The organism is Actinoalloteichus hymeniacidonis (assembly GCF_014203365.1).
GTDB lineage: Bacteria > Actinomycetota > Actinomycetes > Mycobacteriales > Pseudonocardiaceae > Actinoalloteichus_A > Actinoalloteichus_A hymeniacidonis.
Map to the genome: position 1 here is coordinate 4,198,869 of NZ_JACHIS010000001.1, position 16,075 is coordinate 4,214,943.

14 protein-coding genes are annotated in these 16,075 nt (G+C 70.7%); 7 read left to right on the forward strand and 7 right to left on the reverse strand.

Features of this window, described 5'->3' with window-relative positions; genetic code table 11:
- Nucleotides 1-223: 223 nt before the first annotated feature.
- From BKA25_RS17340 to BKA25_RS17355, 4 genes are all read right to left on the reverse strand, one after another.
- The gene (locus tag BKA25_RS17340; protein ID WP_069848305.1) at nucleotides 224-1,171 is read right to left on the reverse strand and encodes a metallophosphoesterase; all 948 of its coding nucleotides are present in this window, start codon (nucleotides 1,169-1,171) and stop codon (nucleotides 224-226) included.
- 261 nt (nucleotides 1,172-1,432) lie between these two features.
- Nucleotides 1,433-2,359, reverse strand: a complete 927-nt coding sequence (locus BKA25_RS17345; RefSeq protein ID WP_069848303.1) for a phytoene/squalene synthase family protein — start codon at nucleotides 2,357-2,359, stop codon at nucleotides 1,433-1,435.
- The gene (crtI, locus tag BKA25_RS17350) at nucleotides 2,356-3,891 is read right to left on the reverse strand and encodes a phytoene desaturase family protein (RefSeq protein WP_069848301.1); all 1,536 of its coding nucleotides are present in this window, start codon (nucleotides 3,889-3,891) and stop codon (nucleotides 2,356-2,358) included. The genes BKA25_RS17345 and crtI overlap by 4 nt, the downstream gene beginning before the upstream one ends.
- Nucleotides 3,884-5,050, reverse strand: a complete 1,167-nt coding sequence (locus BKA25_RS17355) for a polyprenyl synthetase family protein (protein ID WP_084642818.1) — start codon at nucleotides 5,048-5,050, stop codon at nucleotides 3,884-3,886. The genes crtI and BKA25_RS17355 overlap by 8 nt, the downstream gene beginning before the upstream one ends.
- Before the next feature lie 201 nt (nucleotides 5,051-5,251).
- Between BKA25_RS17355 and BKA25_RS17360 the strand changes: the two genes are divergently transcribed.
- Together BKA25_RS17360 and BKA25_RS17365 are read left to right on the forward strand one after the other, a co-directional pair.
- Complete coding sequence (locus BKA25_RS17360) at nucleotides 5,252-5,608, forward strand: hypothetical protein (protein ID WP_157421015.1); 357 nt, start codon at nucleotides 5,252-5,254, stop codon at nucleotides 5,606-5,608.
- Between the two features lie 124 nt (nucleotides 5,609-5,732).
- On the forward strand, nucleotides 5,733-6,485 hold the full coding sequence (locus BKA25_RS17365) for an rRNA methyltransferase (protein ID WP_069848297.1): 753 nt from the start codon (nucleotides 5,733-5,735) through the stop codon (nucleotides 6,483-6,485).
- 23 nt (nucleotides 6,486-6,508) lie between these two features.
- Here BKA25_RS17365 and BKA25_RS17370 read toward each other — a convergent pair whose 3' ends face one another.
- On the reverse strand, nucleotides 6,509-7,066 hold the full coding sequence (locus BKA25_RS17370) for a GNAT family N-acetyltransferase (protein ID WP_069848295.1): 558 nt from the start codon (nucleotides 7,064-7,066) through the stop codon (nucleotides 6,509-6,511).
- Nucleotides 7,067-7,160: 94 nt separating this feature from the next.
- On the reverse strand, nucleotides 7,161-7,643 hold the full coding sequence (locus BKA25_RS17375) for an Lrp/AsnC family transcriptional regulator (protein ID WP_069848293.1): 483 nt from the start codon (nucleotides 7,641-7,643) through the stop codon (nucleotides 7,161-7,163).
- Nucleotides 7,644-7,751: 108 nt separating this feature from the next.
- Between BKA25_RS17375 and BKA25_RS17380 the strand changes: the two genes are divergently transcribed.
- Together BKA25_RS17380 and lspA are read left to right on the forward strand one after the other, a co-directional pair.
- Complete coding sequence (locus tag BKA25_RS17380) at nucleotides 7,752-8,447, forward strand: LysE family translocator (RefSeq protein WP_069853511.1); 696 nt, start codon at nucleotides 7,752-7,754, stop codon at nucleotides 8,445-8,447.
- 28 nt (nucleotides 8,448-8,475) lie between these two features.
- The gene (lspA, locus tag BKA25_RS17385) at nucleotides 8,476-9,003 is read left to right on the forward strand and encodes a signal peptidase II (RefSeq protein ID WP_216637810.1); all 528 of its coding nucleotides are present in this window, start codon (nucleotides 8,476-8,478) and stop codon (nucleotides 9,001-9,003) included.
- Nucleotides 9,004-9,035: 32 nt separating this feature from the next.
- Here lspA and BKA25_RS17390 read toward each other — a convergent pair whose 3' ends face one another.
- Nucleotides 9,036-9,713 carry a FadR/GntR family transcriptional regulator gene (locus BKA25_RS17390; RefSeq protein ID WP_069848292.1) on the reverse strand — a complete coding sequence of 226 codons (678 nt, stop codon included), beginning with the start codon at nucleotides 9,711-9,713 and terminating at the stop codon, nucleotides 9,036-9,038.
- Nucleotides 9,714-9,811: 98 nt separating this feature from the next.
- Between BKA25_RS17390 and BKA25_RS17395 the strand changes: the two genes are divergently transcribed.
- From BKA25_RS17395 to BKA25_RS17405, 3 genes are all read left to right on the forward strand, one after another.
- Nucleotides 9,812-11,422 (forward strand): MFS transporter, encoded by a 1,611-nt coding sequence (locus tag BKA25_RS17395; RefSeq protein WP_084642815.1) that lies wholly within the window; start codon nucleotides 9,812-9,814, stop codon nucleotides 11,420-11,422.
- Complete coding sequence (locus BKA25_RS17400; RefSeq protein ID WP_069848290.1) at nucleotides 11,419-12,390, forward strand: dihydrodipicolinate synthase family protein; 972 nt, start codon at nucleotides 11,419-11,421, stop codon at nucleotides 12,388-12,390. Before BKA25_RS17395 ends, BKA25_RS17400 begins: the two co-directional genes overlap by 4 nt.
- A 303-nt stretch (nucleotides 12,391-12,693) precedes the next feature.
- The gene (locus BKA25_RS17405) at nucleotides 12,694-16,056 is read left to right on the forward strand and encodes a phosphodiester glycosidase family protein (protein WP_069853509.1); all 3,363 of its coding nucleotides are present in this window, start codon (nucleotides 12,694-12,696) and stop codon (nucleotides 16,054-16,056) included.
- Nucleotides 16,057-16,075 lie beyond the last annotated feature (19 nt).

The following is a 16,075-nucleotide window of genomic DNA, read 5'->3' on the forward strand; positions in this document are numbered from 1 at the left end:
CGCGAGCCGCTCACCATGGCGTCAGACAGTGGATCTCCAGGGGTGGAATCCACCCGACGGGGGTAGACCCAGCCGTAGGGCGGGCGGGGGTCCAGCCGCTCCACGACGGGGTTCCGCCTGGTAGACAGGTCGGATCGGGCCGGCTCGATGCAGGACTCGCCCGCCGCCCAAGAGACCACATCGGACGGACGGGCGAGCGAGCTGCCGTCGATCGACGAATCGATCAGGGCGTGATGTCCAACGGCAGCGTGGTGTTCTCGACGGCGTCGTCGAAGTAACCGGTCGAGTCCAGGTGCGGGGAATAGGTCTGCACCTGGAGAGTGCTCGCGGCGGTGTCGACGGTCAGCAGACGCAGGTAACCGGATCCGCCCTGCGGGGCGTCCTGGTAGTCGGCGAGCATCTCGACGACCCGACGGTCCCCGTCGAGTTCGACGACGTTGGTGGCGGCACCGTGGATGTGTCCGGAGATCACCAGCGACACGTTGTCGTGCGGCTCGACGAGTTCGTCGAAGATCTGCTCGCCACGACCGCTGTACTCGCCCTGCGCGTCGATGTACTCGTGCACGCCGATGATGGCGGGCTTGTCGGCGTGCTCGGTGAGCACCTCGGAGGCCCAGGCGATGTCGGCCGCGTCGAGCCGCCATGCCAGGTACAGCACCACGAATTCGACGCCGCCGATGGTGACGAGGTCGTAGTGCTGGCGGTTGTCCTTGAAGGACTCACCGTAGACCGGCGAGTCGGCGAAGCGGTCCTCGCCGAAGTACTCGCTGAACACGCCGTAGTCGGTGATGGTGTAGCCGGACCAGAAGGTCGCCACATCGTGGTTGCCCGCGGCGACGCCGTAGGGGATGCCCGCGTCCTCCAGGACTCCCATGCTGGCCGAGGCGTTGTCCCATTCCCGGGTGAAGGGGTAGTACTCGACGATGTCCCCGGTGTGCGCCAGGTACTCGATTCCTCGACTGTCGGCCTCGGACGCCACCCACTCGGTCATGCCGGTGAAGATGTCCGGGTAGCGCTGCGAGTAGTACTGGGTGTCGCTGATCCAGGCGATGGTGCCCTGTGAATCGGACTGATCCGGCTGCGCCTGGGCGGCTACCGGTGCGACGGCGAGGCCGGTCGCGATCAACGTCGAGAACGCGGCGCCGAGAGCGACGGCTTTGGTGGACGGCATCGAGACTCCTTCACTGGGCGAACGCACGCAGGGGGACGCTCGCCACGATGTTCCGGACAGTGGCGACCGGATCACCGTAAGCAATCACGGTGAGCTGCGGGTGGACTCCGGGTGACGGGCAATCGAGATCGATGCGAAGGAGACCGGTGGTGGATCACCGGACCCGCTACCTGCGCCGATCTCGTTGGTGTGACGGCGATCGACGCGGCGGACCGCCCTGGCCATCGCCGGATCGGCGGTACCGCAGGGCATCGAGCGGCCTCAGCGGGCGGCCGTCATCCGCAGCGCGATGCTGTGCGCGAGGGTGGGCACCACCACGGCGAGCCTGCGTCGCCGTGGCACCACGGCTCGTCGACTCACCACGTCGAAGTCGGCGGCCTCGATCTCGGACAGGATCCCCTGGTAGAGCACCGCGGCGGTGGTGACGCACGGCCGCGCGACCGGGGCGAGCATCGGGATTCCCGGCAGCGCCCGGCGATAGACCGCCCGGTTTCGCGCGATGAAGTGCGCCACCGCGCGACGCAGGCGCGGCTCGGTCCGGCCCGTCCGGCGGCACCAGCGTAGGAGTTCCCGGTCGACGCCGAAGGTCGCGAGTTCGTCCATCGGCAGATAGATCCGGCCGCGATCGAGATCCTGGCCGACGTCGCGGAGGAAGTTCGTCAGCTGGAAGGCGGCGCCCAATGCGGCGGCATGCTCGGCTGCCACGTCGTCGGCGACCACGGTGCCCAGAACCGGCAGCAGTTGGAGGCCGATCACCTCGGCCGAGCCTCGGATGTACCCGGCCAGTTCCCGGTCGCTCGGGTACTCCGTCACCGTGAGGTCCATCCGCATGGAGGTGAGGAAGTCGGTGAACAGCCGGTGATCGATCCCGTACCGCCGGACGGTATCGACCAGCGCCGCCAACACCGCGTGCGTGCTGTGTGTCGCGTGGAGATCGGCCGCGACTCGGTCGGCCACCCGGTCCAGGCGCGGCGCGGGATCCTCGCCGCCGGGTTCGTCGACGATGTCGTCGACCCAACGGGCGAAGCCGTAGAGGGCGTGCACGGCGGGTCGCTGTTCGGGGCGCAGGAGCCGCGTCGCCAGGAAGTAGGTACGGCCGAACCTGGCATGCAACGCCCGGCAGCGCAGATAGGACCGACGCAGTGCGGTGCCCTCGATGCCCGCTGCGTCCAGCTCGCCCGGACTCATCCCCGACCGGCCATGGCGCCGGTGACCCGCGCGGCCGCGAGCTTCCCGGAGATCAGGGCGGTGGGCACGCCGACGCCGGGGGTGGTACCCGAGCCCGCGAGAGCGGCGTTGGCGATGCCGGACACGAGATTCGCGGGCCGGAACGGACCGGTCTGGGCCACGGTGTGCGCCAGGGAGAACGGGGTGCCCGCCCCCAGCCCCTGCGCGGCCCAGTCCCGAGGGGTGACCAGCTCGCTCAGGTCGATGTCCGGCGCGGCATCGAGCAGACCCCGGTCGGTGAGCACGGCGAGCAGCTCGTCTCGGTAGGCGGTGCCCATCCTGGCCCAGTCCTGCCTGCCGACGGCGAGGTTGGGCGCCGGGGCGAGCACGGAGAGCAGTTCGCGGCCCGGCGGGGCCAGCCCAGGATCGCTGCGGGTCGGTCGGGTGATCAGTAGGGAGGGGTCCGACATCAGCCGACCCTCGTCGATGATCTCGGCGAAGGTGCGGCGCCATGCCGAGCCGAAGGAGATGACGTGGTGATCGGTCTGCATCGCCGCACCGCGTGCCACCCCGAGGTGCAGCACGACGGCGGAGGGCGACCACCGCAGCGGCACCGGGCGACGCGGGGTGCGGCCGAGCAACCGGTAGGTCTCGGGCAGGTCCGGGGTGAGGACCACGGCGTCGCACTCGATGCGGCCCTGATCGGTGTGCACGGCGCGGATGCGGTCGCCGGTGCGCTCCAATCGCCGCACCGGTGCGTCGTAGTGGAATTCGGCGCCGTGCGCGGTGGCGGCGGCTGCCAGCGCCCTGGGTACCGCGTGCATGCCGCCTCGGGGGAAGTACACCCCGCCGACGGTGTCCATGTAGGCGATCACGCCGTAGGCCGCCCTGGCACGGTGTGGGGCGAGCCCGGCGTACAGCGCCTGGAAGGAGAACACGCGGCGCAGACGCTCGTCGCCTATCCGCCGCTCGACGGCCGGGCCGAGTCGCCCCAGCCCGCCGAGCGCGACGAGGCGGGCGGCGGCCGGGTGTACCAGGTCGCTGGGCGAATCGATGTTGGCGGCGATGAAACGGTCGTACTGCGCGGTGTACAGCTCGGTCAGCCAGCGACGCAGCCTGCGGTAGCCCTGGGCCTCGACCGGACCCGCGAAGCGGCGGATCTCCGCCTCCATCCGCTCCGCGTCGGTGTGCACCGCGACCGTGCTGCCGTCGGCGAAGGCGGCGCGGTAGGCGGGATGCAGCGGGAGTAGGTCGAGGCGGTCGGTGAGGGACTCCCCCACCGCGTCGAGCGCGTCGGCGATGATCTCCGGCATGGTCAGCACGGTGGGGCCGGTGTCCACCCGATAGCCCGCCGTCTCGGCCAGACCGGCCCGCCCGCCGGGACGCGGCCCGGCCTCCACGACGGTGACCCGTCTACCGGCGCCGAGTAGATGCAGGGTGGCCGACAGTCCCGCCAATCCGGCGCCCACCACCACGACGTGGTCGGTACGGCCGGTCATGCCACGGCCCGTTCGCAGCGCGCCGGACCACCGCCGCGCCAGGGGATCAGACATCGCGCCGGATCATCGCATCCGCCAGGGTGCGCAGGCGGGCCGCCGTCGACTCCGAGAGATCGACCCCGGACAGTCGGTCGACCGCCGAGATGGCCAGGGTCTCGATCCGCTGTTCCACGACGGCGACGGCGCCGGAGTCGACGAGGACTCGACGGACCTCGGCCAGGGTCTGCGGGCTCAGCAGTGGGTCGCCCAGCGCGCCGCGCAAGGTCGCCGCCTCGTCGGGACGGCCGTGCAGCTCGGTCAGCCGCAGGGCCTCGTTGACCAGCACGGTGTGCTTGCCCTCACGGATGTCGTCGCCTGCGGGCTTGCCGGTGATCTCCGGCTCGCCGAACACGCCGAGGAAGTCGTCGCGCAGTTGGAAGGCCGTCCCGAGATCGACACCGTAGGCGTGCAGCGCCGCCGACAGCTCCGACGACGCCCCGCCGAGCAGTGCGCCGAGCAGCAGCGGTTGGGCGACCGTGTATCCGGCGGTCTTGAGCAGGTTCACCCGCAGCGCCGACTCGATCGACTCGGTGCCGGTGGCCTGCGCCCGCAGGTCGAGGAACTGACCCGCCATCATCTCGGTGCGCATCGCCCGCCAGGCCGAGCCCGCCCGGTGCAGCATCGCCTGCGAGGCACCCGAGGTGTGCATCATGTCGTCCGCCCAGCACAACGCCAGGTCTCCCACCAGGATCGCCATCGACCGGCCGAAGCCCACGTCGTCGCCGCGCATGCCCGCAGCCCGGTGTCGCGCCGCCATCGCCACGTGCACGGCGGGCTTGCCCCGCCGGATGGCGGAGTCGTCCATCACGTCGTCGTGCACCAGCGCGCAGGCGTGCACGAGCTCCACGGCGCTGACCGCGCGGAGCACCGCATCGGCCTCGGCGCCCGCGTCGGCACCGCCCGCCGCACGCCAGCCCCACCAGGCGAACAGCGGCCGGAGCCGTTTGCCGCCCTCTCGCACGAAGGAGATCAGCGGATCGACCAGTTCCACGGTGAAGTGGTCGTCCACGGCGACGGCCTCGGCACGGCGCTGGGCCAGGTACTCGGCCAGATGGGCGTCCACCGCCCGCACCACCTCGACGTCGGCCGCCTGCAGGCCGGGACCGGGCAGGCCGGACCCGTTGGGGCTGCCGGGACGGACCACGGTCGCGACGTGGTCGCCGGTTCGAGTCATGCCACGTCTCCTCGTTGCCTGGGGGTTGTCGGCACGGACCGCTGGGCAGCGGACGCCGACGTGGTCTTCAAGACGCTAGCCGGCGCGAAACCATCGGAGAGCACACCCCCCGGTGTCGGGGTTGGGCACGCGAGGCGGGCGAACCGGCGTACGCGGACGGGCACTGGTCGACGGCGCCAACGGCCATTACCGTCCGTGCAGGTGGAGCGGCGGATAGATCTGGACAACCTAGACCTCGACCAAGCGGCGCTGTTGGTCGACCAGCGTCGCAGGCGGTGGTCTGCCGCTGGGATCACCGTCGCGCGGATCACCTGGATGGACGCCCACGACGGGTGGCCCCGACCGCTGTACGAGAATCGCCGCCTGGTCCGGCGGCCGATGTCGCTCGGGCTGGAACTGGACGGCACCGGTGGGTCGGCGTGGATCGTGCTCTACGCGGGCGGCTGGGCGGACGTGGACCTGATGGTCGGGGACGCCGACCCGGTCGCGGAGTACGTCGAGCCGGCTACCGTGGCGGAGTTCGGACCGCTGTTGGACCGGGTGAGCGACCGGCTGTGAGCGACCGGGTGCCACCTCGGGTTCGCTCTCGCCCGAGCCGACCCCGCCTCGGGTCGTTGTCCTAGGCTGGGCCATTGCCGTCGGCAGGGTTCGCCGTCGGCCGTCGTCGTGGGGAGAGGCTCCCGTGCCGTACCGATTCGCCGTCGAGCAGACCGATCATGCCGATCTGGCGGGCGGCGCGGTACTGCGGTCGGCCCCCGGACTGCCTGCCTTCCCGGTCCGACTGGCCACCGAGCTGTTCGCCAGGGCGGCCGCGCGGCTGCCCGGGGGCGCCGAGCTGACGATGTGGGACCCGCTGTGTGGCAGCGGATATCTGTTGACGGTCCTGGGTCTGTTGCACCGAGGCGAGCTGGGCGCCGTCCTGGGCTCGGACGTCGACGAACGGGCCACCGAGGTGGCGACGGCGAATCTGGCACTGCTCACCTCGGCCGGGCTGCGGGCCCGCGCGGGGCGGCTGCACGAGCAGGCCGCCGAGTTCGACAAGCCCGCGTACGCGCTCGCCGCCGAGGCAGCAGGCCGACTGGCGGGCCTACTGCTAGCCGGGGGCGGCGATCTGCGTGCCGAGGTCCGGCGGGCGGACGCGCTGGATCCCGATGCGCTCGGCGGGGTCGTCGAGGGCTTCCCGCCGGTCGACCTGGTGCTGGCCGACCTGCCCTATGGCGAGCAGACCCGTTGGCGAGGCGAGCACGGCGCTGCGGCCGAGCCGCAGGCACGGCTGTTGAGAGCACTGCGGCCGAATCTGCCCGATCACGCCGTGCTGGTGCTGGTCGATCGATCGCGCAAGGTGGTACTGCCCGCCGGTTTGCGGCCGTTGGAACGCTTCCGGATCGGCACTCGATCGGCCGTGCTGTTGCGGGCCGCCGACCTACCCACCTGAGTCGCGCCTCGGCGCTCGCAGGGTCACCCGGCCGCCCTGGGGTGGATGAGCAACGCGGCGGTCTTGTCGGACAGGGTGATCCGGCCGTGGTTGTGGAAACCGGCCGCCTCGAAGGCGCGGACCGACGGCGCGTTGGAGATGTCGGGTTCGGCCACCACCCGATCACAGGCCGGGTCGGCTCGGAGCAGACCGAGCGCGACCTCCCGGAGCAGCGCCCGGCCCAGCCCACGCCCGGTCGCCTGGAGTTCCCCGATCGCGACATGGACCCCGAGGTCGTGGGGCCGCACCGGGTAGCAGGCGGCGAGTCGGTCCCGGATCACCCGGTAGACCTCCAGGTACGCCAGCGGCGCCCCCTCGTGGGACAGCAGCACCGGCCGGGAATGATCACCGGCCGCCTGGGTCGTCAGTTCCTCGATCCACCGCTGCCGTGACCAGTCCTGATGCCAGAACGCCGCCACGTGCTCGCGGTTCATCCACTCGTGCAGCAGGGTCAGATCGGCGCCCTCGGGTCGGAGGTCGCGCACCGCCCACGGGCCGGTCACCTCGGGAAGCGGCGGCGGTCCCACCTCGCTCGTGGCCATCCGGCATCGACTCCCTCGTCCGATCGACCGGCCTTCGCACGGCCGTCCCGATGCAACGATCCCACGATCTTCATCGCGCGGAACACGAGTTGTGTCACCTCGGCGCGGTGGGCGGGAGCAACGGACCGCCCACCCACTGTTGGAAGATCAGGGTGGTGTTGATGTGGGAGACCTCCTCGCGGGAGGCGAACTCGTCGAGCACCAGCCGGTGCAGATCGGTCGCGCCCGAGGTGGAGACATGCACCAGGAAGTCGTCCGGGCCCGCCAGGTTGTAGAGCGCCCTGGTCTCGGGAAGGGCCAGCGTGTGGGCGGCGAAGGGGTCGCACAGCTCGCGGCGATGCGGCTGGATGCGTAAGGCGATCAACGCGTCCAGCGGTCTGCCCAGCCGTTCCGGGTCGATGCGGATCGTCTGCCCGAGGATCACCCCGGTCGAGCGCAGTCGGGCGACGCGGTCCAGACAGGTCGACGGGGCGACCCGGACCGCCGAGGCCAGCTCCTTGTTCGTGATCCGTGCGTCCTTCTGCAGTAACCGCAGGATCTCCAGGTCGATCGAATCCAATTCGACGGAGGTCGTCATCGTCGAATATTAAACGAACTTCTCGCCGGATCCCCGGATGTGGTTGCAGAATCCTCCCGTCGCCTCGTGTCCGGCGACAGCAGCGCTCGACCGGAGAGAGAATTCGACGTGCCCGAAGGCATTCCACTGTTCATCGCGATCACGGCGCTCACCATCGTGGTCCCCGGTCCGGACTTCGTCCTGGTCACCCGGAACACCCTGCTGCTGGGCCGTCGTGCGGGGTATCTCACCGCCGCCGGGATCAGCATCGGCCTCACCGTGTACACGCTGCTCGCCGTGCTCGGACTGACCGCTCTGATCGCCGCCCAGGACGGGATGCTGACCGCGCTGAAACTCGCAGGCGGCGGCTACCTGGTCTTCCTCGGTTGGCGCGGTCTGCGGTCCTGGTGGCGCAGCAGGAGGGCGGCGGGCACCGATGTCGCGGCCGTCCTCGCGCAGGGCCCCGCCCCACTCGACACCGCCCCACTCGACACCGCCACGGACGAGCCCACCCGCGCGGGCCTGCGCGGCGGCGGACCGTTGGCGCAGGGGGTGCTGAACAATCTGCTCAATCCCAAGGCCTTGGTCTTCTACGTCACCCTGCTTCCGCAGTTCATCACTCCGGGCGACCGAATCGTCGAGCAGACGCTGTTGTTGAGCACCACGGCGACCCTGCTGGCGGTGCTCTGGTGGTTCCTGTTCGTCACGGCCGTCGACCGGGTGACCCCGATCCTGCGTCGACGCAGGGTGCGGGACGGGCTCGACCTCGGAACCGCCGTGCTGCTGGGCGGCTTCGGCATCGCCGTCGCGGCGGGCGCCCTGTGAACCCCGCCCGATCGGTAATGTCTGGGTGGTGACCGCCGAATCCGACGTCGAACCGCCCGCCGCAGGCCCCGCCGAGCGAACCCCGACGGAGTCCACACCGAGGGCCACTCGAATCCGGGCCACGCTGTTGGCCGTCGCCGTCGTGCTGGCAGCGGTCGACCTGATCGTCAAGCACCTGGTCGAGCAGGCGCATCCCGCAGGTCCCGACTTCGGATTCCTCAGTGTGCGACTGTCCTACAACCCGGGAATCGCCTTCAGCCTCGGCGACACCCTGCCTGCCTGGGTGGTCATCGCCCTGACGAGCGCGGTCACCCTCGGGATCACGCTCTATGCGTTACACACCGCACCCGAGGTGCCCACGGCGGCTCGGGCGGGCATGTCGATGATCCTCGCCGGAGCCGCGGGCAATCTGATCGACCGGATCGCCGACGGCGCGGTAACCGACTACCTGTACACGGGGTGGTTTCCCACCTTCAACCTCGCCGACAGCCTGCTGACCTGCGGGGTCGTGCTGTTGATCGCCTCGACGCTGCGCGCCGAGTCCCGCGCCGACTGATCCGCGACGTTCCCGGCCCACTGCCGCCGAGCTCAGCGCGGATCGCCGAGCCGCGCGACCCGCTGCTCGATGTCGACGAAGTGGGCACCCAGGGCCGATCGGGCCGCCACCGGATCGCCCGCTCGAACGGCTTCGACGATCGCCCGGTGCTCGGAGCAGATCTCCGCCCGCTCGGGCCCCGGCGGGTCGAGTTCGGTCTCCACCCGGTGGTAGACGGTCCAGAACAGGCCGATGAGTTCCAGGGCGATCCCGTTGTTCAACGGCCGGAACAGGGTCTCGTGGAACCGTTGATCGGTCTCGACGAGATCCCCCGACTCCATCGCGGCGACCAGGTCGTCCAGCTCGCCCACCAGGTCCTCGTCGGCCCGGTCGACCACGGTCTCGATCAGCGACATCTCCAGCACGCGGCGGATCTCCACCAGGTCGCGGAGCACCGACGCGTCCTGCTGCATCGACTGCCGGGTCCGGAACAGCAGACCCGGGGTGAAGGCGGTGATCGGGGCCGCGCCGACGAAGGTCCCGTAACCGTGTCTGATGTCGACGATGCCCAGGGTGCTCAACGCACGCAGCGATTCCCGCACCGAGTTTCGGCCGACACCCAGTTCGTCGACGAGCTGCCCCTCGGTGGGCAACGGTTCGCCGGGGGCGAGCCCTCGGTCGATGATGAGATCGATGATCCGGTCCTGAAGGCGCCGACCGTTCTCTGCCACTGACCATCCCTCTTGCCACGGTGTGGGTACCAACCGTACCTTGCCAAGACATCCCACCTCCCAGGTGGGATGTCTGCCAGCGGAGCAAGGAGGCTCTGATGGACCAGCAGTACACCCGACCTCGGTGGTATCACCAGCTCACCAGGAAGGACTGGAAGTCGTTCTTCGCCGCGTGGCTCGGTTACGCGATGGACGGCTTCGACTTCGTCCTCATCTCGCTGGTGCTGACCGAGGTCGCCGACGAGTTCGGCTTATCCACCGTCGAGGCGGCCACCCTGATCTCCGCGGCGTTCATCTCCCGCTGGTTCGGCGGGTTGGCGCTCGGCGCGATCGGCGACCGCTATGGACGGCGGCCCGCGATGGTGCTGAGCATCGTGCTCTACTCCGTCGGCACCTTCGCCTGCGGCCTCGCCTGGGGCTACTGGCCGCTGTTCGTGGCCAGGCTGGTCGTCGGCATGGGCATGGCGGGCGAGTACAGCGCGAGCGCCACCTACGTGATCGAGAGCTGGCCGAAGGCACTGCGCAATCGGGCCAGCGGATTCCTCATCTCCGGCTTCTCCCTCGGCGGAGTGCTCGCCGCCCAGGCCTACCGATTCATCGTTCCCGAGTTCGGCTGGCGCGCGCTCTTCCTGCTCGGTCTGCTGCCGATCGTGCTGGCACTGTGGCTGCGCCGCAGCCTGCCGGAGGCACCCGACTGGCAGCACCAGGCCGCACAGCGCGACGACACCACCAAGGAGCGCGACTTCGTCAGCGTCCTCTACGGCGGGCGCACCCGGGCGATCAACATCGTGCTCACGGTCGCCGTGTCGCTGGCCCTGTTCTGGTTGTTCGCGGGCGGCGCGACCGGTGTGCTGTCCTGGTTGTTGATCGCGGTGACGATCGGCGGACTGGCCGCCTTCACCATCCAGTTCGCGGGCAGGCGCAGTCCGATGATGCTGACCTTGATCGTGGTGGTGTTCTGCGCCTTCCTCTACTCGTGGCCCATCCAGGCGCTACTGCCGACCTATCTGAAGACCGACCTCGGCTACGACGCCGCACAGGTCAGCGGAGTGTTGTTCTTCGCGGGCTTCGGCACCGCCGTCGGCTGCTGTCTCGCGGGCTTCGTCGGCGACTGGTTGGGCACCCGACGTGCCTACAGCCTGACGCTGCTCGCCTCGCTGGCCTTCACGTTGCCGGTGTTCGCGATCGGCGGCGACCAACTGCTGCTTCTCGGCGTCCTGCTGTTCTGCCAGCAGGCCCTGGCCCAGGGAATCTCCGGAATCCTGCCGAAGCTGGTCTCCGGCTACTTCGACATCGGTACCCGGGCGGGCGGCCTCGGTTTCACCTACAACGTGGGAGCGCTGGGCGGCGCCGTGGCACCGGTCCTCGGTGCGCAGATCGCCGAACGGACCAGCCTCGCGACCGCGTTGGGCGGGTTGGCCTTCGGTCTCACCCTGATCGTGATCATCCTGATCGCCGTGGACGCGCCAGCCCTGGTGCAACGGTGGTTCGGCGACGACTCGGCCGGGGTCGACCTCACGGTCGACGAGGCCCAGATCGCCCCCAGGCTGCGGGCAGCCGAGACCCCCGGAGGCGGCGCGGCCACTGCCGTGGCCACCTCCGAGCCGACGACCGGCCCACCACCGCAGTCCGGGGGCGCGGAGAGCACAGCCGGATCCCCCGCCGCAGAGTCCGATCCCGACACTCCCGATGGAGAGCCGAAGACATGACCGACCAGCACGCCACACCAGGACGATCGCCGCACGCGCCGCTCATCACGGGCGGTGTGGTGCCACCGCTGTGCACCCCGCTGACCCCCGATCGGGAACTCGACGTCGACTCGCTCGAACGTCTCGTCGCGCATCTGGTGACCGCCGGGGTGCACGGGCTGTTCGTCGGCGGCTCGACCGGCGAGGCCGCCTATCTGCCCGATGCGCTGCGTCGACAGGCCCTCGACGTCGTGGTCGGCACCGTCGCGGGCCAACTGCCGGTGCTGGCGGGCGTCGTCGACATGTCCACCCCTCGGGTCGTGGAGCACGCCAGGGCTGCGGCTGCCCTGGGTGCCGACGCCCTGGTCGCGACCGCGCCGTTCTACTCCCCCACCCATCCCGTCGAGATCCTCGGGCATTTCCGGACCATCCGCGCCGCCGTCGATCTGCCGCTGATCGGCTACGACATCCCCAGCGCCGTCCACACCAAACTGGCCGCCGCGACCGTGGCCGAGCTGGCCGCCGACGCGACCCTGGCCGGGCTGAAGGACTCCAGCGGGGACCTCGACGGGTTGCGCGATGTCCTCGAACTGGTCGCGGGGATCGACGGTTTCCGGGTGTTCAGCGGCTCGGAGACCGTGGCCGACCTCGGATTGCGCTGCGGCGCCGCCGGCGTGGTCCCCGGACTGGGCAATGTCGATCCGCACGGCTACGTCCGGCTGTACGACGCGGCGGTGGCAGGCGACTGGGACGAGGCCTTACGGCAGCAACGCCGACTGCACACCCTGTTCGACCTGATCAGGGTGGCGCCGACCGATCGGATGGGCCGGTACTCCTCGGCCATCGGGGCGTTCAAGGCGGCGTTGATGCTGCGCGGCGTCATCCGGTATCCGACCACGAGCCTGCCGATGATCCCGCTGGAGGCGGCGGAGATCGAGGCCGTCGGCAAGCACCTGGCGGCCGCAGATCTGCCGGTAAGTACACAGTAGACCGCCGAACGCGCCCGACTATCACCCTTTCGGGCGCGGCAGGCGTGTCGTCCGGTTCGCCAGGCTGGTGGACGAGATCGTCAAGAGTTCCCGCCCCTGTCATGTCCGGGACAGCCCTCGGCCGGCTGGATGGGCTGTGCTCGGCGGGCTCACCACCGGATACGAGTGTGCCAGGGGGCGGCCGTGCGACGGCGGATCAACGGATGGACGACACGACGAACAGCACCGACGGGCACGTCGGAACCGCAGCGATCCCGGCCGAGTCGGCTCGCCCGCACGGCCGGGATCGCGACGGCAGCGGCGATGCTGCTGCTCGCGGCGGGCACCGGCGCGGGCGCGCAGGGCGCCGACACCGGGGTTCCGGCCGGGCCTCGACCCGTCGAGGACTCGCCCGCCGCGTCATCGGCCTCGGAACAGGCGCTGCGGACCTCGATCGACCCGGCCGCGACGCCGCATCCGGGGCTCACCACCGACAGCACCACCACCCTGGTGGCCCCCGGAGTGGAACTCACCGAGTTCGATCGATTCGACCCGCAGGGCTGGATCCGGGGTGACGTGCTCAGCGCCGAGTTGTCCACGGCGGGCCTGGAACCGACCTACCTGCACCCCGGCACGGTCTCGGCGCGAACCCCGCTGTCCGAACAGCTGGCCAGGGTCGACGCGGTCGCCGGGGTCAACGGCGACTTCTTCGACATCAACGCGACCGGCGCCCCCCTGGGCGTCGGCATCGACGACGGGGAACTGCGGCACGCACCCGCCGCCGGACACAACCTGGCCGCGACCTTCACCGAGGACCACCGCGCCGCGCTCACCGAGGTGTTCCTCGAAGCGCACCTCACCCTGCCCGGCGGCGACGTCCTGCCCGCCGACAACCTGAACTCGCCGGTGATCGCCGCCGACGGCATCGGGGTGTTCACCCCCGAATGGGGCTCGGCGAGTCGACTCACCGCGACGGCGGGTGCCACCGAGGTACTCGAGGTCGAGTTGGTGGACGGACTGGTCACCGCCATCCGCACCGCACCCGGCGACGGCCCGATCGCCGAGGGCACCCAGGTGCTGCTGGCCCGTGATGCCGGGGCCCGGGCGCTCGCCGACCTCGCGGAAGGCGATGCCGTCGGGGTGAGCCTGGCTCCACGCACCGACTCCGAGGACATCGCCGACATCGCGGTGGCCGTCGGCGGCAACCGGGCGCTGATCGTCGACGGCGAGGTCCAGCCGGTCGACAACGTGACCGCGCATCCCCGGACCGCCGTCGGATTCTCCGAGGACGGATCGCGGTTCTGGCTGGTCACCATCGACGGCAGGCAGTCGGCCAGCCGAGGCATGACCGAGTTGGAACTGGCCCATCAGCTGCGTTCCCTCGGTGCCCACGACGCGCTCAACCTCGACGGCGGCGGCTCGTCGACGCTGCTGGCCCGCAAGGCGGGCGAGGCCGCACCGACGGTCCATAATTCGCCGTCGGACGGCGGGCAGCGGTTGGTGCCCAACGGATTGGGGCTGCGCACCGCGCCCGGCAGCGGCAGACTGACCGGTTTCCGCGCCGAACCGGCGACAGCGGGTCCGGACTCCCAGCGGGTGCTCGCGGGGCTGAGCAGACGGTTGCAGGCCTTGGGCCACGACGAGAGCGGCGCCTCGGTCGAGGCGGCACACCGCTGGTCGGTGGATCGCCCGAGGCACGGACGCATCCGAGGCGACGGGATCTTCCACGCCACCGACCGCGCGGACCGGGTCGGTCGGACGGTCGTCACGGCCACCTCCGGTCGAGTCCGGGGTGATGTCGAGCTGGACGTGCTGGGCGCGCCGGTCCGGCTCCGGGCCGACGTCGGACAGGTGATGCTGTCCGACGCCGATGTCTCCAGCTCGCTGCGCGTCCTCGGCAACGACGCGGACGGCTTCAGCACCTGGGTCGAGCCCGCCGACCTCGAACTCGACTACGACCCCGAGGTGGTGCGGGTCGAGCCGAACGGTGACGGTCTCACCGTGACCGCCCTGGTCGACACCGGGTCGACCACGATCACCGCGACCGCGGCCGGACTCACCGCACGGGTCGGGGTTTCGGTCGGCACCGAGGCGCGGATCGTGGACCCGTTGGACGGGGTGGAGGGCTGGCAGGCCACCGCCTTCCCCTCGGTCGTGGGATCGGCCGTCTCGCAGGCCGACGGCCGCGAGGGCGGCCAGGGGATCGCGCTGGACTACCGGCTCACCGGGACCACCGCCACCCGCGCCGCCTACGTCAACGCCGTACCCCAGCGGGAACTGCCCGCCGGTACGCAACGCATCGGGCTGTGGGTCGATGGCGATGGCGCGGGCGCCTGGCTGCGACTGGAGCTGCGCGATGCGGCGGGATCCCCCGCCGTGCTGAGTCTGGCCGACTCGGTCGACTGGACGGGGTGGCGTTACGTCGAGACCGACGTCCCCGCCGGGCTCGCCGCACCGCTGCGGCTGCACCGCTTCTACCTGGTCGAGACCGATCGCGACCATCAGTACGAGGGTCGGGTCGTCTTCGACGATCTCACCGCCTCGGTCTCGCCTATCGCCGAGGTGCCCGCCGAACCGGTACGCCCCGACACGTCGGTGGTGGTCGACGACGCGCTGGACGCCGAGCGGGGTGCCCTGCGGGTCGCGGTGGTCAGCGACGCCCAGTTCACCTCGGACGACCCGGACGGCCCGTTGGTCGAGCAGGCCCGCCGCAGTCTGCGCGAGGCCGTCGCGGCCGAACCCGATGTGGTGCTGATCAACGGCGACCTGGTGGATCGGGGCACCGGACCCGATTTCGACCTGGCCAGGACCGTGTTGGACGAGGAGCTGGGCGAGCAGGTCCCCTGGTACTACCTGCCGGGCAATCACGAGGTGTCCGGTCCCGGTGACACCGGGGAGTTCAGCGCCGAGTTCGGCGAGACCCACCGCAGTGTCGACCACGGCGGCATCCGGTTGATCCTGCTCGACAGCTCGCGGGGCACCCTGCGCGGCGGCGGTTTCGATCAGGTCGAGCTGCTGCGGGACGAGCTCGCCGAGGCGAAGGCCGACCGGTCGGTCGAGGGCGTGATCGTCGCGCTGCACCATCCGACCGAGGACCCCGGTGCGGCCGGGAACTCGCAGTTGGGTGACCAGCGCGAGGCCGAACTGGTACTCGACTGGCTGAGCGAGTTCGAGGACGCCTCGGGCAAGCCCACCGCGCTGGTGGCCGCGCACGCGGGCCGGTTCCACGCCGACCGGGTCGACGGGGTGTCGAGGCTGATCAACGGCAATGCGGGCAAGGCTCCCTCGGCGCCCGCCGATCAGGGCGGTTTCACCGGATGGAGTCTGCTGCGGATGCACCCCGCCGACCGGGACGAGTCCGTCCGGGTCGAGATGCGGCCGCATGTCGACGAGCTGAGCCTCGCCGCGCCCGCCGAGCTCGCGGTGGGCCGGACCGAGAGCGTCACGGCCTCGGTCCGCCAAGGCGAGCGCGAGGTGCCGGTGAGCTATCCGGTGGCAGCGGACTGGGCGGGCTCCCGGCGACTGCACATCGTCGATCCGAATCGTCCCGACGACGGCCCCCGACCCTGGCAGGTGGCGAGTCTCGATCCGAGGACCGGCGACATCGAGGGCCTGCGGCCGGGCCGATTCACCCTGTCGGTGACGGTCAACGAGGTCGTCGAGGAGACCGAGATCGTCGTCCGATGACACACCGGGCGGGATACCC

Excerpts from the sequence above, each read along its gene's own strand:
- BKA25_RS17340 (WP_069848305.1), bottom strand. The coding sequence starts at position 1,171 with ATGCCGTCCACCAAAGCCGTCGCTCTCGGCGCCGCGTTCTCGACGTTG.
- BKA25_RS17345 (WP_069848303.1), bottom strand. The coding sequence starts at position 2,359 with ATGAGTCCGGGCGAGCTGGACGCAGCGGGCATCGAGGGCACCGCACTG.
- crtI (WP_069848301.1), bottom strand. The coding sequence starts at position 3,891 with ATGTCTGATCCCCTGGCGCGGCGGTGGTCCGGCGCGCTGCGAACGGGC.
- BKA25_RS17355 (WP_084642818.1), bottom strand. The coding sequence starts at position 5,050 with ATGACTCGAACCGGCGACCACGTCGCGACCGTGGTCCGTCCCGGCAGC.
- BKA25_RS17370 (WP_069848295.1), bottom strand. The coding sequence starts at position 7,066 with ATGGCCACGAGCGAGGTGGGACCGCCGCCGCTTCCCGAGGTGACCGGC.
- BKA25_RS17375 (WP_069848293.1), bottom strand. The coding sequence starts at position 7,643 with ATGACGACCTCCGTCGAATTGGATTCGATCGACCTGGAGATCCTGCGG.
- BKA25_RS17395 (WP_084642815.1), top strand. The coding sequence starts at position 9,812 with ATGGACCAGCAGTACACCCGACCTCGGTGGTATCACCAGCTCACCAGG.
- BKA25_RS17400 (WP_069848290.1), top strand. The coding sequence starts at position 11,419 with ATGACCGACCAGCACGCCACACCAGGACGATCGCCGCACGCGCCGCTC.
- BKA25_RS17405 (WP_069853509.1), top strand. The coding sequence starts at position 12,694 with ATGCTGCTGCTCGCGGCGGGCACCGGCGCGGGCGCGCAGGGCGCCGAC.